General features: G+C 72.4%; 16 protein-coding genes. 9 read left to right on the top strand and 7 right to left on the bottom strand.

What is annotated here, in order from left to right:
• Positions 1-53: 53 nt before the first annotated feature.
• From AC0666_RS28540 to AC0666_RS28530, 3 genes are all read right to left on the bottom strand, one after another.
• Positions 54-995: an NAD-dependent epimerase/dehydratase family protein gene (locus AC0666_RS28540; RefSeq protein ID WP_478708605.1), complete on the bottom strand. Its 942-nt coding sequence runs from the start codon at positions 993-995 to the stop codon at positions 54-56.
• Positions 996-1,124: 129 nt separating this feature from the next.
• Entirely contained in the window at positions 1,125-1,622 is a 498-nt protein-coding gene (locus tag AC0666_RS28535) for a GNAT family N-acetyltransferase (RefSeq protein WP_468963905.1), read from the bottom strand.
• Positions 1,623-1,689: 67 nt separating this feature from the next.
• Positions 1,690-2,340: a DUF3159 domain-containing protein gene (locus AC0666_RS28530; protein WP_478708604.1), complete on the bottom strand. Its 651-nt coding sequence runs from the start codon at positions 2,338-2,340 to the stop codon at positions 1,690-1,692.
• A gap of 227 nt (positions 2,341-2,567) precedes the next feature.
• Here AC0666_RS28530 and AC0666_RS28525 point away from each other — a divergent pair, with 227 nt between their 5' ends.
• From AC0666_RS28525 to narI, 7 genes are all read left to right on the top strand, one after another.
• Positions 2,568-4,049 (top strand): carotenoid oxygenase family protein, encoded by a 1,482-nt coding sequence (locus tag AC0666_RS28525; protein WP_478708603.1) that lies wholly within the window; start codon positions 2,568-2,570, stop codon positions 4,047-4,049.
• Between the two features lie 379 nt (positions 4,050-4,428).
• A complete protein-coding gene (locus AC0666_RS28520; RefSeq protein WP_469155337.1) occupies positions 4,429-5,733 on the top strand; it encodes a ferredoxin reductase family protein in 1,305 nt (434 codons plus the stop codon).
• Positions 5,734-5,771: 38 nt separating this feature from the next.
• Positions 5,772-6,059, top strand: a complete 288-nt coding sequence (locus tag AC0666_RS28515; RefSeq protein ID WP_478708602.1) for a hypothetical protein — start codon at positions 5,772-5,774, stop codon at positions 6,057-6,059.
• A gap of 188 nt (positions 6,060-6,247) precedes the next feature.
• On the top strand, positions 6,248-9,916 hold the full coding sequence (locus AC0666_RS28510) for a nitrate reductase subunit alpha (protein WP_478708601.1): 3,669 nt from the start codon (positions 6,248-6,250) through the stop codon (positions 9,914-9,916).
• Entirely contained in the window at positions 9,916-11,559 is a 1,644-nt protein-coding gene (gene narH, locus AC0666_RS28505; RefSeq protein WP_478708600.1) for a nitrate reductase subunit beta, read from the top strand. Before AC0666_RS28510 ends, narH begins: the two co-directional genes overlap by 1 nt.
• A complete protein-coding gene (narJ, locus tag AC0666_RS28500) occupies positions 11,556-12,185 on the top strand; it encodes a nitrate reductase molybdenum cofactor assembly chaperone (protein ID WP_468963912.1) in 630 nt (209 codons plus the stop codon). The genes narH and narJ overlap by 4 nt, the downstream gene beginning before the upstream one ends.
• Positions 12,182-12,919: a respiratory nitrate reductase subunit gamma gene (narI, locus tag AC0666_RS28495; protein WP_468963913.1), complete on the top strand. Its 738-nt coding sequence runs from the start codon at positions 12,182-12,184 to the stop codon at positions 12,917-12,919. Before narJ ends, narI begins: the two co-directional genes overlap by 4 nt.
• Here narI and AC0666_RS28490 read toward each other — a convergent pair.
• From AC0666_RS28490 to AC0666_RS28480, 3 genes are read right to left on the bottom strand one after another with little or no spacing between them, the layout of a single operon-like run.
• A complete protein-coding gene (locus tag AC0666_RS28490; protein ID WP_478708599.1) occupies positions 12,841-15,033 on the bottom strand; it encodes a xanthine dehydrogenase family protein molybdopterin-binding subunit in 2,193 nt (730 codons plus the stop codon). The genes narI and AC0666_RS28490 overlap by 79 nt on opposite strands.
• Positions 15,030-16,022 carry an FAD binding domain-containing protein gene (locus AC0666_RS28485; protein ID WP_478708598.1) on the bottom strand — a complete coding sequence of 331 codons (993 nt, stop codon included), beginning with the start codon at positions 16,020-16,022 and terminating at the stop codon, positions 15,030-15,032. The genes AC0666_RS28490 and AC0666_RS28485 overlap by 4 nt, the downstream gene beginning before the upstream one ends.
• Positions 16,019-16,618 (bottom strand): 2Fe-2S iron-sulfur cluster-binding protein, encoded by a 600-nt coding sequence (locus tag AC0666_RS28480; RefSeq protein ID WP_468963916.1) that lies wholly within the window; start codon positions 16,616-16,618, stop codon positions 16,019-16,021. Before AC0666_RS28480 ends, AC0666_RS28485 begins: the two co-directional genes overlap by 4 nt.
• 284 nt (positions 16,619-16,902) lie before the next feature.
• Here AC0666_RS28480 and AC0666_RS28475 point away from each other — a divergent pair, with 284 nt between their 5' ends.
• Positions 16,903-17,484, top strand: a complete 582-nt coding sequence (locus AC0666_RS28475; protein WP_478708597.1) for a TetR/AcrR family transcriptional regulator — start codon at positions 16,903-16,905, stop codon at positions 17,482-17,484.
• Positions 17,485-17,617: 133 nt separating this feature from the next.
• Here the strand turns inward: AC0666_RS28475 and AC0666_RS28470 are convergent, their stop codons facing one another.
• Positions 17,618-19,933, bottom strand: a complete 2,316-nt coding sequence (locus AC0666_RS28470) for an immune inhibitor A domain-containing protein (protein ID WP_478708596.1) — start codon at positions 19,931-19,933, stop codon at positions 17,618-17,620.
• Positions 19,934-20,156: 223 nt separating this feature from the next.
• On the opposite strand from AC0666_RS28470, the gene AC0666_RS28465 reads away from it, so the two are divergent.
• Entirely contained in the window at positions 20,157-22,100 is a 1,944-nt protein-coding gene (locus AC0666_RS28465) for a S41 family peptidase (protein WP_468963920.1), read from the top strand.
• Positions 22,101-22,193: the final 93 nt, after the last annotated feature.

Here is a 22,193-nt window from a genome sequence, read left to right as displayed (position 1 = left end):
CCCTCCCGCCGCGGAAGCCGTCACGGCCGCGGATGCCGCCCCGTCGTCCCCTGTCAGCCCTTGGCGCCCAGTCGTTCGCGCCACCAGGCCACTGTCGCCTCGACCTGCTCGTCGACGGGGGTGGCGCGCAGGGCGAACGCAGCCTCGTAGGCGCTGGAATCGACCACGAACGGGCGGTCGAACTGGTAGCGGACCTCTTTCAGTTCGCGGATCAGCGGGGAGAAGACCGACGCGATGCCCAGCACGGCCGGCGGGAGTCTGCGCACCTCGACCGGCCCCGTCCGCGACCGGGCGGCGAGGCGGTCGACCATCTCCCGGGTGGACAGGGCGGGCTCCGTGGGGACGTGCCAGGCCTGCCCCCAGGCCCGCTCCTCACCCGCGACCTCGACCAGAGCACCGGCCACATCGGGGAGATACGTCCAGCTGTGCGGAGCGTCGGGGTCCCCGAGCGTGGAGACCGGCTTGCCGCGCAGCAGCCGGGGCATGACCCGCGCGGCCAGGTGACCGCCGTCGGTCACCCCGGGCCCGAAGAAGTCCGAGGCCCGTACCTCGACCGCCTTGATGCGCCCCTGCTCGTGCAGGTCCTGCGCCTGCTGCCACACCTGCGCGCGCACCCTCCCCTTGGGGCCCGTCGCGCCGAGCGGCAGCTTTTCGGTCATGGGGCCGTCCACCGGTCCGTAGCCGTAGAGGTTGCCCAGCATGACCAGGACGGCCCCGGTCGCCTCGGCCGCCGCACACGCCGACGAGGCCAGCGGCGGCCAGTCCCTCGTCCAGCGGGGGTAAGGCGGCGCGGCACAGTTGAAGATGGCGGCCGCACCCTGCGACGCCTCGATCAGCCGCCTGCTGTCCGTCGCGTCCAACGCGACGTGCTCGATGCCGGGCTCCGGGCTCCGGCCCGAGGTGGTGACGACCCGTACGGAATGCCCCTGCTCGGCCAGCAGCCGGGCGGTGGCCGCTCCGGCGGGCCCGAATCCCATCACGACGTAAAGACTCACGCGCGAACACTAGCGCGCGTACGTGTTGCGCTCATGCCAGGCACGAGGCCTTTCGGGGCAGCCCCGGCCGACCACCGCGAACCAATCGGTGGAGCGGGCACGACCAGGGCCGGTCGATCAGGGCCCGCGTCACAGCGCCCGCTCGTATTCCACCTGTTCGAGGGGTTTGCCGTCGCCGAAGTCGAAGGCGCGGGTGGTGCCGCACTCGGCGAAGCCGCACTTGGCGTAGAAGCGGCGGGACCGGGGGGTGTCGCGCAGCGTCCAGAGGTGCGCCCGGGCGAATCCCCCGTCGCCCATGGTGCGCAGCGCCTCGGCCATCAATGCGGAGGCGACCCCGCTGCCCCAGCTCTCCGGGTGGGCGTAGAAGCTGTGGATCTCCGCGAGTCCCGGCCGGGTCCCGGACGGGCCGAAGAAGGACAGTGCCCCGGGGCGGCCGTCGAGTACGGCGAGCAGGACCGTCTCCGGCCCCGCCGTGATCCGCTCGTGCCACCGTGTGCGCCGGCTCAGGACGGCCTGTGCGGCGAACGCCGGCTCGAAGAAGGGGGCGTAGGCCGCTTCCCAGGCCGCGGCGTGGATCTCACCCAGCGCCTCCCCGTCTCCCGGGCCGGCGCGACGAATCTCGATCATCCGGTCAGCCTAGCCAAGATGTCGTGGAAACCCGCGAGTTCACCGAGCAGCGTCGGGCCGGCTCCCCTCATCTGACGCCGTGGGCGGTCCGTTCGCGGACCCGGCTGGGGTACCAGGAGGTGAACTTCACCGCGAACACGATCAGGAGCACCGGGAGGACCCAGTTGAGCCAGTCCCCGTCGAGGCGGGTGTGGACGGCGAGCAGTCCCAGGAGCGTGTTGACGACGAACACGCCGCCCCACACCGCGGTCAGCACGCGATTGGTGTGTTTGAACGTGTGGGAGTTCCAGAATTCCGGCGCCACGGACTCCCGCGCATAGCTCTCCGTGAACGGCGTGAAGGCCAGCGAGCCGAGCGCCACCACGGCGATGATGCCGTTCGACAGCGGCTGCGCGTATGTCTCCAGCCAGAGGAGGTCCTTCCGGCCGAGGACCAGGGAGAGGATGCTGACCACCGCGAAGAAGACGAGCCCGGTGACCTCCAGTACGCGGGCATGGCCCCGCCGGAACTCCGGCACGCTGAGCAGGATCGCGGCGATGAGCGCGGTGAAGGCGGCGAGCTTCCAGGTGCTGGGGCCGGCCACCACGTCGAAGACGATCCACGGCACGAAGCCGAAGAAGACGCCGGTGCCGCGGTGCGCGGGCTGGGTGGTTTCGGGCTCGGCCATCATCGCCTCCGCCGGGAAGGTGCTCGGCGGCGGCAGCGGCGCCGGCCGCACGGCCACTCCTCCATGCTGCGATCAGCGGTGGGCCGCCGCATCCCAGGCGTCACCGTCACCGCCACCGCCGTCACCCCGTGCCCCTGCTGCTGTCTCCGCCGGTGTTGCCCGGGTGCCGCCCGCCCGTTTGACTGGACTGAGATGGCCATCCCGGGCCTCCCGAGCCCCGCGCCCGCTGCGCGCCGCCCGAGGGCGACCCGGGCCGCGCGTGTGCCGGGAGGGACCCCGTGAGCACGGACACGACGCCCCGCTTCGACCCTCTGCGCGTCGCCCACCTGCAAGGACGCTTCGCACCGGTATCCGAGGAGGTCGACGCCGCCGACCTCGCCGTCGAGGGTGAGCTGCCCCGCGACCTGGACGGCGTCTACCTGCGCAACGGCCCCAACCCCCGGTTCACGCCGATCGGCTCTTACCTCTTCCCGATCGACGGCGACGGGATGCTGCACGGCGTGTGGATCTCCGAGGGGCGCGCCCGGTACCGCAACCGCTTCGTGCGCACGCCGCACGTGCTGGCCGAGGAGAAGGCCGGCCGCGCACTGTGGGGCGGCATCGAGTCGATGGTCATGCCGGGTGAAGACGAGGTCGGCTCGGAACTGGCCGGGACCTTCAGGGACCTGCCCGACATCAACGTGGTCCGACACGGCGGTCGGCTGCTCGCCCTGGCCGAGTCCGCATGCCCGTACCGTGTGGGGCCCGGACTGGAGACGCTGGGCCGGGAGACCTTCGACGGTGCACTGCCCGCCGGCATCACCGCCCACCCCAAGATCGACCCGCGCACGGGCGAGATGGTGGTCTTCTGCTACGGCCTGGAGCCGCCGTACGTCACCTGGTCGGTGATCGGCGCGGACGGTACGGTCCGCCGGCGGCCGACGGAGGTGGCCGGCGTCGACCGGCCCATGATGATCCACGACATGGCATTGACCGGGCGCTACGTCGTGCTGGTCCTCGCACCGGCCTTCTTCGACCTGGCGGCTGCGATGAGCGACGGGTCGCTGTTGGCCTGGCGCCCGGAGAGCGGCACCCGGGTGGCGCTGATCCCGAGGGACGGCGGCCCGGTCCGCTGGGCCTCGGACGAGGCCTTCTGGATGTGGCACACGGTGAACGCCTTCGACACCGGCCCGCAGGACGACGACCGGGTCGTGCTGGAGTACGTGCAGTGGCCGCGCCTGACGGTGGGCGACGCACCCGCCGACGACGACCCGCCCACCGGTGACGCGTCCACCGGGGCCGCCGCCGGACCGGGCCCGGACGGGGCCGGGCGCGGGCTGGTGCGCGCCGTCCTCGATCCGGCCCGGGGCACCATGCGGCGCACCGTGCTGGACGACTCCCGGGTGGAGTTCCCGCGCGTGGACGACCGCCTGGTCTCCCGCCGCCACCGCCGGCTCGCCGTGGCCTCGGAGACCGGCGGGGTCGAGCTGCTGCCGGGCGAGTACGACGCCCTGCGCTGGTACGACACCGATCGCGGCGGGTCCGTCTTGTGGCCGGCGGGGGACCTCTCGGTCGGCGAGCCCGTCTTCGCGCCGGTCCCGGGCGACGACTCGGACGGGCACGGCTACTGGTTGACCTTCGCCACCGACCGTACGGACGACACCAGCCGGCTGCTGGTGATCCCGGCCGAGGATCCGGCCGCCGGCCCCGTCGCCCGTCTCCGCATCCCCGTACGCGTCCCCCTCGGCCTGCACGGGACCTGGCTGCCGACCGAGGAATGACCGCGACCGGAGCGTGCGGCGGAAGCGTAAAGAGTTCTCCAAGCGAGCGCCCGGGTGTGCTAGGCGGCCCGGTCCTGCCCGTCTGTCCTGCAGGAATGCAAAGTCGACACGGCGCGGGCGTGGTGCCGTCGGCGAGCCGCGACGGACCGCCCATATATCCCACCGACGGGCATATCGGGCAGAACGGTATGCGTGACAGAAGTCATTCTGCGTTCCTCGTCATTGCCTGGCCCGCGCGAATTTGCACATAGTTGCCACTGCTATGCCCCCTGCCGGCGCACTTCGGCGCGCGCCGGACCAGCGGCAGGGGATACGACGATCATGAGTGAAAGGGACTTGGCATGACGCTCCCGCGCACTCCCGGCACGGCGTGCTGACGATGAAGACCGCGCCCGAGCGGCTGCGCGCCGGTCTGGCCGCCGGGGCGGCCGCCGTCATCGCGCTGTGGGCCGCCCAGGTGCACCCGTCCGCCCGGCCCGACGAGCTCATCGGGGCGGCCGCGCACCTCACCGGGCTCCTCGCGGGTTACGGGATCCTCGTCATGCTCTTCCTGATGGCCCGGGTACCGGCGGTCGAGCACGGCGTAGGCGCCGACCGCCTCGCCCGCTGGCACGCCTTCGGCGGCCGGTGGGTCCTGGTCCTGTGCGCCGCGCACGGGCTGTTCGCCCTCCTCGTGTACGCCCTGCGCACCGGGACCGACCTGCTGACCGCCACCGGGGCCCTGATCCGCTACCCGGCCGTCACCGCCGCCTACGCCGGAGCCGCCCTGCTGGCAGGCGTGGGGCTGATCTCCGCACGGGCCGTACGCCGCCGGGTCTCGCACGAGGCGTGGCGCGGCATCCACCTGCTCACGTACCTGGCCGCCGCGCTGGGCTTCGTCCACCAGCTCGCCGGTCCCGACGTCTCCGTCACCGGCCTCACCACCTGGTTCTGGGCCCTGCTGCACACCGTCGTCGGCGTACTGCTCGCCTGGTACCGCGGGATCGTCCCGGTCCGCCAGGCGCTGCGGCACGGGCTGCGCGTCGCCACCGTCGAGCGGGAGGGGCCCGACGTCGTCTCCGTCACCATCCAAGGCGGCAGGCTGCGCGAACTCCACGCCGAGCCGGGCCAGTTCTTCCGCTGGCGGTTCCTGAGGGGCGGTCTGTGGCACACGGCCCTGCCGTTCTCCCTCTCCGCGCCCGTCCGCGACGACCGCCTCCGCATCACCGTGAAGGCGCTCGGCGGGCACTCCCGGCGGGTCCGCGGACTGCGCCCCGGCACCAGGGTCCTGGCGACCGGTCCGTTCGGCGCACTCACCGGACGGCGGCGCACCCGCCCGAAGGTGCTGCTGATCGCCGGCGGCATCGGGATCACTCCGATGCGCGCCCTCTTCGAGTCCCTGCCCGCAGGCCCCGGAGAGCTCACCCTGCTCTACCGCGCGGGCGACGCGGGTCAGCTGGTCCTGCGCGATGAGCTGGAGGCGATCGCGGCGGACCGCCAGGCCGCCCTGCACTACCTGGTGGGGCGCTCCGACGCTGCGTACGACCCGCTCGCTCCGCAGGCCCTGCGGGCGCTCGTCCCCGACCTGTCCGACCATGACGTCTACCTCTGCGGGCCGCCCGGAATGGCCGATGCGACGACTGCGGCACTGATCCGGGCGGGCGTCCCCTCCGGCCGCATCCACACCGAGTGCTTCACCTACTGACGACCTGCTGAGGACCTACCGAGGACCGCGATCTTCCGATGAACCAGTACTCCGCACACGGGGAGCCCGCCCCCCAGGGTGACACGGCCCCGCGCTCCGGGACCCAGCAGCGCACGCCCACCCCGCCCGCCCCAGCCGCGCCGACCGCCGGGCCGCACCCGCGGGCCCGCCGTGCCCCCGCCCGGCACCGCAAGTCCTCGCCGTCCCGAGGGCTCCTCGCCGGGCTCGCCCTGGTCAGCGTGCTGGGCGCAACGGCCATCACGGTGACCGTCGACCCGGCCGCGCCGGACCCGGGCGGAAGGTCGCACCTGCAGTCCCAGCGCTGAGGCCCGGCCGCACTGCGCGACCCCGAGCCGCCCCAAGAGCTCACCAAGATCCGTTCTCGATACATTCAACCCGCGGAAAGGTGATCCACGCCACAAACCCCCGCCGGTGCAGCCTGGGCACGACCATCCACGGTCAGCCGGCTCCCGCATCGGGACGGCTGCGCCCGTCTCCCGAAAGGGGTCACCAGGTGAAGCGCGGCAGGGCCACGACAGGACGCGCGGCGGACGCCATCGCGGACCGGCTGCTGCAGGCCGGGCGCCTGCTCAGCCGAGCGCCCGGGACGGCGGACGGCCGGACGGTGTTCCGGGCCGACCAGGAGGTCAACGACACGCCGTACCGCGAGCGCTGGGCCCACGACAAGGTGGTGCGCTCCACGCACGGGGTGAACTGCACCGGCTCCTGCTCGTGGCAGGTGTACGTCAAGGACGGCCTCATCACCTGGGAGACGCAGGCCACCGACTACCCTTCCACCGGCCCGGACCGCCCCGAGTACGAGCCGCGCGGCTGTCCCCGCGGAGCCTCGTTCTCCTGGTACACGTACTCGCCCACGCGCGTGCGCTACCCGCACGCCCGAGGGGTGCTGGTGGAGATGTTCCGCGAGGCGAAGCAGCGCCTGGGCGGGGACCCCGTCGCCGCCTGGGCGGAGATCACCTCCGACCCGGACCGGCGGCGGCGGTACCAGGCGGCCCGCGGCAAGGGCGGCCTGGTCCGGATCGACTGGGAGGAGGCCCTGGAGATCGCGGCCGCCGCGCACGTGCACACCCTGCGCGAGCACGGCCCCGACCGGATCGCCGGGTTCTCCCCGATCCCTGCGATGTCGATGGCCTCGCAGGCCGTCGGGGCCCGCTTCCACGCGCTGATCGGCGCGCCCATGCTCTCGTTCTACGACTGGTACGCGGACCTGCCCGTCGCCTCGCCGCAGGTCTTCGGCGACCAGACCGACGTACCGGAATCCGGGGACTGGTGGGACGCCGCCTACCTGATGCTGTGGGGGTCCAACGTCCCCGTCACCCGGACCCCCGACGCCCACTGGATGACCGAAGCGCGCTACCGCGGCCAGAAGGTCGTGGTCGTCTCCCCGGACTACGCGGACGCCACCAAGTTCGCGGACGAATGGCTCCACCCGCATCCGGGCACCGACGGAGCCCTGGCCATGGCCATGGGACACGTGATCCTCAAGGAGTACTTCGTCGAACGGCAGGTGCCCTACTTCACCGACTACGTACAGAGGTTCACGGACCTGCCGTTCCTCGTCGAGCTGGAGGAGCGGGAGCCCGGTCGGTACGTTCCCGGGCGCTTCGTGACCGCCGCGGACCTGCGCCTCCCGCTGGACGCGCAGGACGAGGCGACGCGCCGCTGGATGCCGGTCCTGATGGACGCCGTCACCGGTGCACCGGTGGTGCCCAACGGGACGCTGGGGGACCGCTGGTCGAAGTACAGCGAGGGCCGCTGGAACCTGGACCTGGGTGACATCGATCCGCGCCTGAGCCTGTACGAGGGGGAGGACGGACCCAGCGCGACGGTCCTCCTGCCCCGCTTCGACGAGGCGGGGGCGACGCTCGCGCGCAGCGTCCCCGTGCAGAGCCTCGGCGACCGCCTGGTGACGACCGTCTTCGACCTGATGCTCGCCCAGTACGGGGTGGGCCGCAGCGGCCTCGACGGACCGTGGCCGGCAGCGTACGAGGACGCCTCCGTCCCGTGCACCCCGGCCTGGCAGGAGCAGATCACGTCCGTGCCCGCCACCGCGGCGGTCCGCGCGGCACGCGAGTTCGCGCGGACCGCCGAGCAGACCCGCGGCCGCTGCATGATCGTGATGGGTGCGGGCACGAACCACTGGTTCCATTCGGACACGATCTACCGCTCGTTCCTGACCCTGCTGCTGCTCACCGGCTGCCAGGGGGTCAACGGGGGAGGCTGGGCCCACTACGTCGGCCAGGAGAAGGTCCGGCCGTTCGCGGGCTGGCAGCAACTGGCCACCGCATCCGACTGGGTGCGGCCCTCCCGGCAGATGGCCGGCACCCCCTACTGGTACCTGCACACCGACCAGTGGCGCTACGAGGGGTTCACCGCCGACACGCTGACCGCCCCGACGGCACGCGGCACGTTCGCCGGCGCGCACACCGCGGACCTGGTGGCGCGGTCGGTACGGCAGGGCTGGATGCCGTCCTACCCCACCTTCTCCGCCAATCCGCTGGAACTCGGCCGCCTGGTACGCGAGTCGGGCGCGGAACCGGCGCAGTGGGTGGAGCTGCAGCGCGACGCCGGAGCCCTCCCGTTCGCCTGCGAGGACCCCGACGCCCCCGCGAACTGGCCCCGGGTGCTGACCGTGTGGCGGGCCAACCTCATCGGCTCCTCGGCCAAGGGCAACGAGTACTTCCTGCGGCACCTGCTGGGTGCGGACGACAACGCCTCGGCCCCCGAGGCCCCCGCGGAGCACCGGCCGCGGGACGTGGCCTGGCGGCAGGAGGCGCCGCGGGGGAAGCTGGACCTGCTGCTCACCCTCGACTTCCGCATGACCTCGACCACCCTGTTCGCCGACCTCGTCCTGCCGGCGGCGACGTGGTACGAGAAGCACGACCTCTCCAGCACGGACATGCACCCGTACGTGCACGCCTTCTCGCCCGCGATCAACCCGCCGTGGCAGGCACGCACCGACTTCGAGATCTTCCACGGCCTCGCCGCGAAGGTCGGCGAACTCGCCCGGGGCCGCCTGGAGGAGTCCTGGGACCTGGTCGCCACCGCCCTCCAGCACGACACCCCGGACGAGGCGCCGCCCGAGGGCCCCACCCGACCCCGGTACACGCTCGTCAAGCGGAACTACACCGCGCTCGCCGACCAGTTGGCGGCGTTCGGGCCGCTGCCCGACGAACACGGCATGCAGGTACGCGGCATCACCGTGCACATCACCGCGGAGTCCCACTGGCTCGCCGAACGCTGCGGCACGGCCCGGGAGGGAACGGCCCGGGGGCGTCCGCTGCTCGACACCGACGTCAAGCTGTGCGAGGCGATCCTGGCCCTGTCGGGCACGACGAACGGCCGGATCGCCGCCGAAGGCTTCCGACACCTGGCCGTACGCTGCGGAGCGGCGAGCGGCCTGGCCGACCTGGCCGCCGCCGTGGCCGAGCGGCGCATCGTGTTCTCCGACACCCAGGCCCGCCCGGTGCAGGTCGGCGCCAGCTTCGAATGGTCCGGGAAGGAGGGGGCGGACCGCCGCTACGCGCCCTTCACCGTCAACACCGAGCACCGCAAACCCTGGCACACCCTGACGGGCCGCCAGCACTTCTACCTCGACCACGAGTGGATCGCCGAGTACGGCGAGCAACTGCCCGTCTACCGGCCGCCGCTGGATCTCGCGGCCTTGGGGGAGGAGCCGCGACAGGACGCGGGGAACGGCCGGCGGTCGGTCACCGTGAGGTACCTGACCCCCCACTCGAAGTGGTCCATCCACTCCGAGTACCAGGAGAACCTGCTGATGCAGACCCTGGCCCGGGGCGGCCCGGTCATCTGGCTCAGCGTCGAGGACGCTGCGGCCGTCGGCGCCGCCGACAACGACTGGATCGAGGCGGTCAACGCCAACGGAGTGGTCGTCGCCCGCGCCGTCGTCTCCCACCGCATGCCGCCCGGCACGGTCTTCATGTACCACGTGCAGGAACGCCTGGTGAACGTGCCCCTTTCCGAGACCACGGGACGGCGCGGCGGCGTGCACAACGCCCTGACCCGCCTGCTGATCAAGCCCACCCACCTGATCGGCGGCCACGCCCAGCTCTGCTTCGCCCCCAACTACTACGGCCCCACCGGCAACCAGCGCGACGCCGTCACCGTCATCCGGCGCCGCTCCCAGGAGGTCACGTACTGATGCCCCGAAGCGAAGCGCCCATCGGACGGGTGATGGCACAGGTGGCGATGGTCATGAACCTCGACAAGTGCATCGGCTGCCACACCTGCTCCGTCACCTGCAAGCAGACCTGGACCAACCGGTCGGGCAGCGAATACATGTGGTTCAACAACGTCGAGACCCGCCCCGGGCAGGGGTACCCCCGCTCCTACGAGGACCAGGAGAAGTGGCAGGGCGGCTGGCAGCTCAAGCGGGGCCGCCTGGTGCCGCGCAGCGGCGGCCGGGCCCGCCGCCTCGCCACCCTCTTCGCCAACCCCCACCTGCCCTCCCTGGCCGACTACTACGAGCCGTGGACGTACGACTACGAGAACCTGGTCAACGCGCCGCTCGGCGACGACGTGCCCACGGCCGCTCCCCGCTCCCTGATCGACGGGCGTCCCACCGCGGTGACCTGGGGTCCCAACTGGGACGACGACCTGGGCGGCGGTCCCGAGCACCTGGCCGGCGACCCCGTGCTGCAGAAGATGAACGAGCGGGTCCGCCTGGAGTACGAGCAGGCGTTCATGTTCCACCTGCCGCGGATCTGCGAGCACTGCCTCAACCCCTCCTGCGTGGCCGTGTGCCCGTCCGGGGCGCTGTACAAGCGGATCGAGGACGGCATCGTCCTCGTCGACCAGGACCGCTGCCGGGGCTGGCGCATGTGCGTGTCCGGATGCCCGTACAAGAAGGTCTACTTCAACCACCGCACGGGCAAGGCCGAGAAGTGCACCCTGTGCTACCCGCGCATCGAGGCCGGACAGCCCACCGTGTGCTCGGAGACCTGCGTCGGCCGCCTGCGCTACCTCGGGGTCCTCCTCTACGACGCCGACAAGGTCGGTGAGGCCGCTGCCACGCCGGATGAGAAGGACCTGTACGAGGCGCAGCTCGACTGCTTCCTCGACCCCCACGACGCCGGCGTGCAGCGCGCCGCCGAACAGGCCGGCATTCCGCACGACTGGATCACCGCCGCCCGCCGTTCACCCGTACGCGCGCTCATCAGCGAGTACCGGGTGGCGCTGCCGCTGCACCCGGAGTACCGCACCCTGCCGATGGTCTGGTACATCCCTCCGCTGTCCCCCGTCGTGGACTCCCTGACGGCCACCGGGCACAACGGTGAGGACCCGGCGACGCTGTTCGCCGCCATCGACTCGATGCGGATCCCCGTCGGCTACCTGGCCGAGCTGTTCACCGCGGGTGACACCGCCCCGGTGGAGGCGGCGCTGTGCCGGCTGGCCGCCATGCGGGCGCACATGCGGCGGATCAACCTCGGCGAGGAGCAGGACCCCGCCATCGCCGGATCGGTCGGCATGGACGCCGAGGGCATCGAGGCCATGTACCGGCTGCTGGCCGTGGCCAAGTACGAGGACCGCTACGTCATCCCCACCGGGTACACCGTCCGCGACTCCGAGCACGCGCACGCCGGCGCCGGGTGCAGCCTCGACGGCGAGGGCGGCCCGGGGATGTACACGGCCGACACCTTCCACGCCGCGCTCGCCGGCCCCGAAGCCGCTCCGGGGCCCGGGGCCGGCGGACCGACCGGATCGCCCGGTGGCCGCGTCAACCTCCTCAACTGGAACGGCCAGGGCAGCCCCACCGGGCTCTTCCCCCGCCGGGAGGAGCCATGAGCCACACCGCCGCCCTCCACCAGGCCGCATCACTGCTGCTCTCCCATCCCGACGGGGACTGGCCGCAGCGCCTCGACCTCGTGCGCAGCGGCCTGGGCGAGCTCGGCGGTGCGGAGGCCGCGCTGCTCCTGCGCTTCTGTGCCGCGGTCGCCGACGTGCCACAACTGGAGCTGTCCGCGCGCTACGTGACCACCTTCGACCGCAGCCGGCGCCGCACCCTGCACCTCACCTACTGGACGGACGGCGACACCCGCCGCCGCGGCGAAGCCCTGCTGCGCTGGAAGCAGCTCTACCGGCGCCACGGCTGGCAGCCACCCGCGGACGAACTGCCCGACTTCCTGCCGCTCGCCCTGGAGTTCGCCGCCCGGCGCCCCGGAGCGGGCCGTACGGCGCTCCAGGACCACCGCGCCGCCCTGGAACTGCTGCGCATGGCACTCGTCGACCACGAGAGCCCGTACGCCGATGTCCTGGAAGCGGTGTGCCGCACCCTGCCCGGCGCTTCACCGGCCGACCGCGCGGCCGCCCTGCGTCTGGCGCGCAGCGGCCCGCCCACGGAAACCGTGGGCCTGCTGCCCTTCCCCACCCTGCGCCCGGACGCAGTCACGGTCGAGGAGACCCGACGATGAACCACGTACACATCGCCCTGTGGGGCGTGCTGCCCTATCTCGTGGCCGTCGTACTCGTCGCGGGCAGCGCCTGGCGCTACCACTACGACCGCTTCGGTTTCACCTCCCGCTCCAGCCAGCTGCACGAGCACCGGCTGCTGAGCATCGGCGGCCCGCTCTTCCACTACGGACTGCTGTTCGTGGCGGCAGGGCACGTCGTGGGACTGCTGGTGCCCGAATCGCTGACGGAGCGCCTGCACATCCGCGAACCGGTCTACCACCTCAACGCCCTCTTCGTCGGCGGAGCGGCCGGCCTGGCCACCCTCACCGGTCTGGCGGTCCTGGTGTACCGGCGCCTGCGGGTGCCCGCCGTACGGGTCGGGACCAGCAGGAGCGACCGTGCCCTCTACCCCCTCCTGGTCGCCGTCCTGCTGGCCGGCCTCACGGCCACCGCCACCACCCTCGTCCCGCATCCGTACGACTACCGCCTCGGCGTCTCCGTCTGGTTCCGCTCGGTGCTCGCCCTGGATCCCGACGTCCCCGCGATGGCCCAGGCCCCCCTGCCGTACCAGGTCCACGCGTTCCTCGCCATGTCCCTGTTCGCCCTGTGGCCCTTCAGCCGGCTCGTCCATGCCTTCACCGCGCCGCTCGGCTACGCCGCCCGCCCGTACATCGTCTACCGCTCCCGCTCGGTCCACTCCGGCAGCGCCGCGGAGCGGGGCGACGGCCGCCCGTCCCACGGCTCCGGTGCGTGAGGGCCGGCGAGGATGACGCGGTCCGGGCGGATGGGCAGGCTCCGGTGGCGTACGCCCGTCGCGTGCCAGACCGCATTGGCGACGGCCGCCGCGGCGCCCACGATGCCGATCTCGCCGATGCCCTTGATCCCGACCGGGTCGTCCGGATCCGCGTCGTTGATCCAGTCCGCCTCGATGTGCGGTACGTCGGCGTGCGTGGCGACGTGGTAGCCCGCGAGGTCGGCGCCGTAGTGGCCGCCCGAGGTCCGGTCCCGGACGGCCTCTTCGTGCAGGGCCATGGAGATGCCCCAGGTCATCCCGCCGAGGAACTGGTTGCGGGCGGTGAGCGGGTTGACGATCCGGCCTGCCGCGAAGATGCCGAGCATGCGCCGTACACGCACCTCGCCGGTGGCGGTGTCCACGGCGACCTCGGCGAACTGCGCTCCGAAGGAGTGCCGCTCCTTGCGGGCGAGGGCGCCGACCGCCTCCGTGGTGTCCGACCGCACCGTGATCCCCTCCGCGGGGATGCCGGCGCCGGGGACGAGCCGCTCGCGCAGTTCCCGGGCAGCGGCGGTGACCGCCCACGCCCAGGAGCGGGTGCCCATCGAGCCTCCGGCGATCATCGCCGGCCCGAAGTCGCTGTCCCCGATCCGCACCCGGATGCGGTCCGGCCCGACCTCCAGTGCGTCGGCGGCCACCAGTGCGAGCGCGGTCCGTGCCCCGGTCCCGATGTCCGACGCGGCGATCCGCACGCTGAAGGTGCCGTTCGCCTCCGCCGTCACGGCTGCCGTGGACGGCGCGGCCCCCACCGGGAAGGAGGCCGCCGCCATGCCGGTCCCGAGCAGCCGGCTGCCTTCCCGGCGCAGGCCGGGCCGCGGGTCCCGGTCCGTCCAGCCGAACCTGCGGGCGCCCTCCCGGAAGCAGGCGAGCAGGTTGCGGCCGCTGAACGGCAGGCCGGACACGGGACCGCGCTCGGGCTCGTTGCGCACGCGCAGCTCGATCGGATCGAGCCCGCACTTCTCGGCGAGTTCGTCGAGCGCGGACTCCAGCGCGAACGACCCGGGTGCCTCGCCGGGTGCGCGCATCCACGTCGGTGTCGGCACGTCGAGGCGTACGACCCGGTTGGCCGTGTGGTGGGCGTCGGCGTCGTACATCACCCGCGACGGCCCGGCGCTCGGCTCGATGAACTCGTGCACCGTGGAGGTGAGGCTCAGGGAACGGTGCTCCAGCGCGCGCAGGCGCCCGTCGGCGTCGGCGCCCAGCCTGAGCCGCTGCCTCGTGGGGCTGCGGTAGCCGGCCAGGGAGAACATCTGGCGTCGTGTCATCACCACGCGCACCGGGCGCTGGAGGACGGTCGCGGCCATCACGGCCGCCACCTGGTGGGCGCGGACCCCCTTGCTCCCGAACCCGCCGCCGACGTGTTCGGACCGGACCCGGACCGAGGACGGGTCGAGCGAGAAGAGCTGCGCGAGCTCGGCCGCGACCCAGGTGGCGCCCTGGTTGGAGTCGACGACTTCGAGCCGGCCGCCCTCCCAGCGGGCGGTGGCCGCGTGCGGCTCCATCGGGTGGTGGTGCTCTTCCGGGGTGGAGTACTCCGCGTCCACGACGAAGGCCGACGCCGCGAGTGCGGAATCCAGGTCCCCCTTCGCGGTCACGGCCGGCATGTGGGAGTCCACGGGATACGCATCCGGGTCCCCGCCGGTGAACGCGACGTGGTGCGGTTCCTCCTCGTAGTGCACGACGAGCGCCTCGGCGGCCTCCCTGGCCTGCTCCGAGGTCTCGGCGACCACCAGCGCCACCGGCCATCCCCGGTGCGGCACCCGGTCGTGCTGGAAGACGGCGCAGGTCGGGTCCGGTGCACTGCCCATGAGGCCGACGTAGTCCGTGTCGACCCGCGGGGCGTTTCCGTGGTGGAGAACGGTGAGCACTCCCGGCATGGCAAGGACCCCGGCGGTCTCCACCGAGCGGATGCGGCCACGTGTGACGGTGGACAACACGAGCCAGCCGTGGGCGAGTTCGGCGAAGGGCACCTCTGCCGCGAAGCGGGCCGCTCCGGTGACCTTCTCGCGGCCCTCCACCCTGGTGTGCGCAGTACCGACGGCGTTCTCCGTCTTCGTGGTCGCGGCGCTGGTCATCGGGCGGCCTCCTCGGCGAGTTCGGTGAGCACCGCCACCACCAGGTTGCGCATCAGGGTCACCTTGTACCCGTTGCGCGGCAGCGGCTCGGCGGCCGCCAGCTCCGCGTCCGCCGCGGCGGCGAACGCCTTGCCGTCGGCCTGCGCCCCGCGTAGCGCCCGTTCTGCCGCCCGGGCCCGCCACGGCCGGGACGCGACCGCCCCGAAGGCCAGGCGCACCTCCTGCACCGCGCCGTCCCGGACGTCGAGCGCGGCGGCGACCGAGCCGATCGCGAAGGCGTACGAGGCGCGCTCGCGCACCTTCCGGTAGCGGGAGCGCGCGGCGAGGGGGGCGGGCGGCAGGGTGACGCCGGTGATCAGCGCTCCCGGCGGCAGGGCGGTCTCCAGGTGCGGTGTGTTTCCCACGGGCCGGTAGACCTCGGTGAGCGGCAACGCGCCGGGCCCGTCCGTCGTTGCGTACGACACGACCGCGTCGAAGGCGGCCAGCGCCACGGCCATGTCCGAGGGGTGGACCGCCACGCAGTGGGCGGTGGCGCCGAGGATCGCGTGATGGCGGTGTTCGCCCTCGACGGCGGGGCAACCGCTGCCGGGGACACGCTTGTTGCACGGTGCGCTCACGTCCGCGAAGTAGCCGCAGCGGGTGCGCTGGAGCAGGTTCCCGCCCACCGTGGCCATGTTGCGCAGCTGCCCGGAGGCCCCGGCCAGCACCGCCTGGGCCAACGCCGGGTAGCGGCGGCGGACTTCGGGGTGTGCGGCGAGCTCGCTGTTGGTGACGGTCGCGCCGATGAGCAGACCCCCGGCCGGTGTCGACTCGATCCGGTCCAGGGGCAGGGCGCGTACGTCGACGAGGTGGGCGGGGCGTTCGGCGCCGGTCTTCATCAGGTCGACGAGGTTGGTGCCGCCCGCGAGGAAGCGGGCTTCGCGATCCCCGTCGAGTAGCGCGAGGGCGCTGGAGACGTCGGTCGCGCGCTGGTAGCCGAACTCCTTCATGCAGTCGCCCCCTCGGCTTCCGCCGCCTCCGTGGGCTGCGCGGTGCGCGCCGTGTCCGCCCGGATCCCGGCCGCGCGGGCGACCGCCTGCACGATCGACACGTAGGCGCCGCAGCGGCACAGGTTCCCGCTCATCCGCTCCCGGATCTCGTCGGCCGTCAGCGGGGGCGGCCCGGCTTCGGGCCGTAAGTCGTCGGTGACGGCGCTCGGCCACCCCGCCGCGTGCTCCTCGATCACCGCGACCGCCGAACAGATCTGCCCCGGCGTGCAGTAGCCGCACTGGTAGCCGTCGAGGTCGAGGAACGCCTCTTGGACCGGGTGCAGTTGGTCGCCCTCGGCGAGGCCTTCGATCGTGGTGATCTCACGCCCCTCCGCGGCGACCGCGAGCTGCAGGCAGGCCACGGCGCGTCGGCCGTCGAGCAGGACGGTGCAGGCCCCGCACTGCCCCTGGTCGCAGCCCTTCTTGGTGCCGGTCAGATCGAGGCGCTCGCGCAGGGCGTCGAGCAGGGTGGTGCGGTGGTCGACGGAGAGCGTGTGCGGGTCGCCGTTGACGTGCAAGGTGACGGCGCTGTACGTCGACGAGGGAGCTGGGGGCATGAGCAGCCTTCTTTCGCGTATCCGGAGGACGTCGGGTGGACGGACCGGCAGGCAGCCGAACGAGAAGACGTAACGGGATGAGGGGATGGCGCTGTGCGTGCGGCTGTAGGTTCGGAGGGACCGCGCAGAGCGGAGGGCACAAGACCGGTGCCGAGGGGCACTGGTCGGCCGCATCCGCCGCTATCGTGAGCACAAGCGGACAACTGTCCGTTCACGGGGAAGCGTAGTGGACAGCTGTCCGGTCAACAAGGGCGGGATCGGGGCACGCACCGCCAGGAGGACGAGTGCAGCAGAAGAGGGACGCGGCACTGCGGTCGGACGCGCAGCGCAACCGCGAGCGCATCCTGGCCGTGGCGGTGGCCGAACTGACACGTTGTCCGGATGCCCCGCTGAGCGCGATCGCCAAGAAGGCCGGCGTCGGTCAGGGCACGTTCTACCGCAACTTCCCCAACCGCGAGGCACTCGTCCTGGAGGTCTACCGCCACGAGATGCAGCAGGTCGCCGACACCGCGGCCAAGCTGCTCGCGACGCGGGAACCGGCGCGGGCCCTGCGCGAGTGGATGGACCGCCTCGCCGGGTTCGCGATGACCAAGGCCGGGCTCGCGGACGCGATCCGCCTGGCCACCGCAGGGCCCGGCGGCCCCTCGAAACCGGGACACGCCCCGGTGTCCTCCGCGGCCGACCTCCTGCTCCGCGCCAACGAGCAGGCCGGCACCATCCGCCCCGGGGTGAGCCCGGACGACTTCCTCCTCGCCATCGCCGGCCTCTGGCAGATCGACCCCCGCTCGGACTGGCAGCCGCGCGCCGAACGGCTGCTGGACCTTGTCATGGCCGGGCTGACCGCGGGAGCCCCCGGGACCCCCTGAGGGTCACGGCGCGCGGATCGACCGGCGCGACCCGCACCGCCGCATACGTCCGACACACCCCGTGGAACCGCCTCGGACCGCCCTCCCCGCGAACGGGGAGGGCGGTCCGCTCAGCGGAGCCGGAGCGCAGGGATCACGGGGACGGGCTCAGCTGAACCGTGGTCAGTGCGCCGCCCGCCGCCTCCTTGACCACCGCGATACGGGTCCCGGTGTCCGGCACCTTGACCCCGACCTGCGGGAGATCCGCGTTCCAGTACGAGCCCCGGTGGTCGTCGAAGACGGAGACCCCCGGGCGCGACGGGATCACCGTCGGCGTGCCCGCCTTGTGCAGCACGATCCGGTCGCTCGCCCGCAGCGAGAACGGCGCGTCGAAGGTCTGCGCCCGGGCATTGAGCAGGGAGCCGTCCGCATTCCGCAGCGGATCCGGCCGGGCGTCGATCGGCAGCAGCAGGCCGCCGCCCGGGTGGGCCTTGGTGGTGTTGTCGCTGTACGCCGTGTCCCACAGCCAGATCAGCACGCCTTGCTGGTACGGGTAGAACTCCACCTGGTCGCCGGTGAAGCCGAAGTTGTACGGGCCCGTCTTGAGCTGGGCGCCGTAGCCGGTGTAGCGCCGGTTCTCGACCAGGTAGGCGCGGGGGTGCTGCTCGCTGCCCGTGCGGCCCTCCGTACGCGACCACTTGACCGCGCTCCAGCCGTTCGCCCCCTGCTCCGCCCCGTCGCGCAGCAGCTCGCGCCCGTCCGCAGTGATCCGGATGTCGTCGAAGGTGACGCCCTTGCCGTGCGTGTTGCCGTCGGAGGTGACGCGCAGCCGCAGCTGGAAGCTCCGCCCGGCGAACGCGTCGAGAGGGACGCCGAGTTCCGTCCAGCCGGCCGAGGTCCCGGACACGCCCTTCGCCGGAATGGCGCTGCCGCCGACGGTACCGGGGAGCGCCGTCCACGTGGTGCCGCCGTCCGTGGAGGCCTCCACCGTCAGGAAGTCGAAGTCCTGCTCGATGTCGTACCAGACCCTGGCGTCCAGTCGGGCGGGCCCGGTCGATCCGGTGAGGTCGACGGCCCGCCCGAGGGTGTTGTCCATGAAGTCCCCGGTACCGCTCCACCACTGGCTGGCGCCCTCGTACGGGTCGGTCAGCTCGGTCCGGGTCTGCGAGGGTGGCAGGTGCACCAGCAGCGCCTGCGGATCCTCGGTGTTGTAGCCCGAGACCCCCAGTACCGCGCGGGTCTTGCGGCCCGCGTCGGCCTCCGTGTACTCCAGCCAGCCGAGCTGGAGCTTGCTCCAGGGGTCGAGGTCGCCGGGCCATGCGCCGGTGGTGTTGCGGCCCTTGCCGAGGTACGAGCCCGAGGACATCAGCGACCAGAAATTGACGCTGTTGTCCCCGTCCGAGCTGTACAGGTCCGGGAGCCCCAGGTCATGGCCGAACTCGTGGGCGAACAGGCCTGCCCCGCTGTTCTCGCCGCCGGTCAGGTAGTCGCCGGCCCAGATGCCGGAGTCGCCGATCGGGGTGCCGCCCGCCTTGTTTCCCTCGGGGCCCGCACTGCCGGCCTGGTTCCAGTACGCGAACCAGCGGTGCGCCCAGACGGCGTCCTTGCCCTGGGCGCCGCCGCCCCAGGTCTGGTCCTTGCCGGCGTGCACGACGACGAGGTGGTCGAGGTAGCCGTCCGGCTCGTCGAAGTTCCCGTCGTGGTCCGCGTCGTAGCGGTCCCACACGTCGTACTCGGCGAGCTGGGCCTTGATCTGCTCGGGCGTACGGCCCTTCGCGCGCTCGGCCCCGTACCAGGAGGCGGTGGCGTCCCGGATCAGGTCCCAGTTGGTGCGGCACTGGCCGGGCTCGGAGCAGTTGTCGGTGCCGTAACGGGCCTCGTTCCAGGGGAGCTTGACCCAGTCGGACACCGTGCCGTCCATGTCGTAGCGGCCGGAGGACTGGAGCCGGTAGTAGGCCCGCATGGACGCCGACTCGGGGTCGGTGGAGAAGAACTGCCGCTCGTAGAAGGACCGGTCGAAGTCCTTGCGCCACAGCGTGTGGTTGTCGTTCGCGGCCGGCTTGCCGATGGTGTTGTGGCGGGGGCCGGGAGTACCGCCGAAGCGGGGCTTGCCCTCGAACTCCGTGGTGTTGTCCACCTGGTCGCCGAACTCGGCGAGGATCACGAAGACCTTGTCCTTGCGCTCCTGCGCGAGTTCGACGTACCGCTTGCCGACCTTGGCCCGGCGCGGGAGCGTGCCGTCGGCCTCCGCCTTGAGGGCGGCGGCCGGGCCGCCGGCGGCCACGCTTTCGAGAGCCTGGCGGCGCAGGGCCTGGCGCTGGAGCTCCAGGGGCGCGGGCGGCGGTGCGGCGGCCTGCTCGGACGGCTGCTGCGCACCCGGGGGAGGGGGTGGGGGCGCGGTGGCGGCGAGCGCGGGGGTGGTGAGGAGGGCGAGGGATATCGCCGCTCCCACCACAGCGAGTCTGCGCAACGTGGCGTACCTTCCGGTGAGTTGGGACGGGGGAGTGGAGTGGAGCGCAGGTAATATTTCACATGTCACAGGTGATGGATAGGGCCTTCGCAGGGGAGGGCCCGGGTGCATGCGGGGCGCGCCCGTTCGGGGGAAGAACCCGTGCGCGACTCATTGCGGCCAGTGAGCCGCCCGATAACTGACGGCGACAGCCCCGAGATCCGCCCCACCTTCAGGAGTCGCGATGAACGACCCAGCCGACAGGAGCATCCCGGACTTCGTACCGAAGGCGGCCGAACCGGTGCGCGAGCATCTGGCGGCCTCCACCGACCTGGCCACCTTCCTGCGCGGAGCCGGCGCGCTGACACTGGACGAGCGCCGGCTCATCGCCGCCCAGGCGCTGGTCCTGCTGGAGCAGAACTACGTCCACCTGCCGCTCAAGTCCGCGATGCACGCCGTCAACCCGATCCAGCGGCTGAGGCTGCTGATCCACCGGCTGGAGCGGCAGACACCCCAGACCATGCCGCCGGAGTGGATGTTCCACTCCGAGATGTCGGAGGTCTTCCACTCCGTCAGGGACCTGCACACCAACTACCTGCTCCCGCTGCCCTTCGCCGGCAAGATCGCCTTCCTGCCGTTCCTCGTCGAGCGGTACACCGACCAACAGGGCGCCCACTTCATGGTCACGCACGTGGCCGAGGGCTTCTCAGCCCCGGGATTCGGGCCGGGCACCGAGATCACCCACTGGAGCGGCATCCCCATCGCCGACGCCGTCGACCTGAACGCCGCCCGGTTCGCCGGCAGCAACCCCGAGGCCCGCCGCAGCCGCGGCGTGCAGTCGCTGACCCTGCGACCGCTGCGCATCCACCTCCCCCCGTTCGAGGAGTGGGTGACGGTGAGCTACCTCGACTCGGCCGGGACCAAGCGCGAGTTCCGCGAGAGCTGGAGGATCGTCGACAACCTGCCCGCCTTCGTCGACACCGGCTCGGTGAGCACCGTGGCGGCGGCCCAGGGGCTGGACCTCGAAGCCGACGAGATCAGCCGCGCCAAGGTGCTGCTGTTCGCCCCCCGGGTCGTCGCCCAGACGAGGGCGGTCGAGGCCGGCGAGCCCGCCCCGGAACTGCGCGCCGGGGAGATCGCCACCAACATGCCCAAGGTCTTCCGCGCCCGGACGGTCGAGATCTCCGGCCGGACCTTCGGCCACTTGCGGATCTTCACCTTCAGCGTGGACGACCTCCAGGCCTATCTGGAGGAACTCCTGCGGCTGATCCGCAAGCTGCCGGACAGCGGCCTGATCCTCGACGTCCGGGACAACGGCGGCGGCCTGGTCCTGGCGGCCGAGCTGGCCCTGCAGTTCTTCACACCGGCCCACATCACCCCCGAGCCGGTGCAGTTCATCAACACGCCGCTGAACCTGCGCATCTGCAGGAAGCACCAGGACGACCCGCGGATCAACCTCGGTGCGTGGGTGCCGTCCATGGAGCAGGCCGTCGAGGTCGGGGCCGTGTACTCCGGTGCCTTCCCGCTCAGTCCCGAGGACGAAGCCAACTCGATCGGCCAGCAGTACTTCGGTCCGGTCGTGCTCGTCACCAACGCCCGTTGCTACTCCGCCACCGACATCTTCTCCGCCGGATTCCAGGACCACGCGATCGGCCCGGTCCTGGGCACCGACCAGTGCACGGGCGCCGGCGGCGCCAACGTGTGGACCCACGAGCTCCTCGCCGACCTCCTGGACGGCGATCCGGATTCGCCGTACGTACCGCTGCCGAAGAACGCCGGCATGCGCGTCGCGATCCGCCGGACACTGCGCGTACGCGACAACTCCGGCACCCCCGTCGAAGACCTCGGCGTCACGCCCGACGAGCTCCACCACATGACGCGCGCGGACCTGCGCGAGGACAACGTCGACCTGCTGGAGCGGGCAGGCCGGATCCTGCAGAGCCTGACGCCGCACGCCGTGTCCATCACGGGCACCGACACCACCGACGGCGCCCTGCGCCTGAAGGTGAAGGCCACCAACATCGACCGGCTGGACGTCTACGTCGACCAGCGGCCCCGCGCCTCGGTCGACCTCGCCGACGGCCAGGCCGACGTCACCGTGCCCGACGCGGCCACCGCGCATTTCGCCCGGGTGGAAGGCTTCGCGAGCGGCCGCCTCGTCGCCAGCCGGACCGAGCAGCTCCGCTAGGACTGCGACCCGCCCGCGGCCACCGCGACGAACGGTGGCCGCGGGCAGCCCCCTGGCGGGCGGGTCGGCGCTCCCGGCCGTCCTGCCGCGCCC

It is taken from the genome of Streptomyces sp. NPDC043680 (assembly GCF_056436685.1).
Note: the sequence above shows the minus strand (reverse complement) of the source record. Positions and strands in the feature narration are given on the sequence as shown.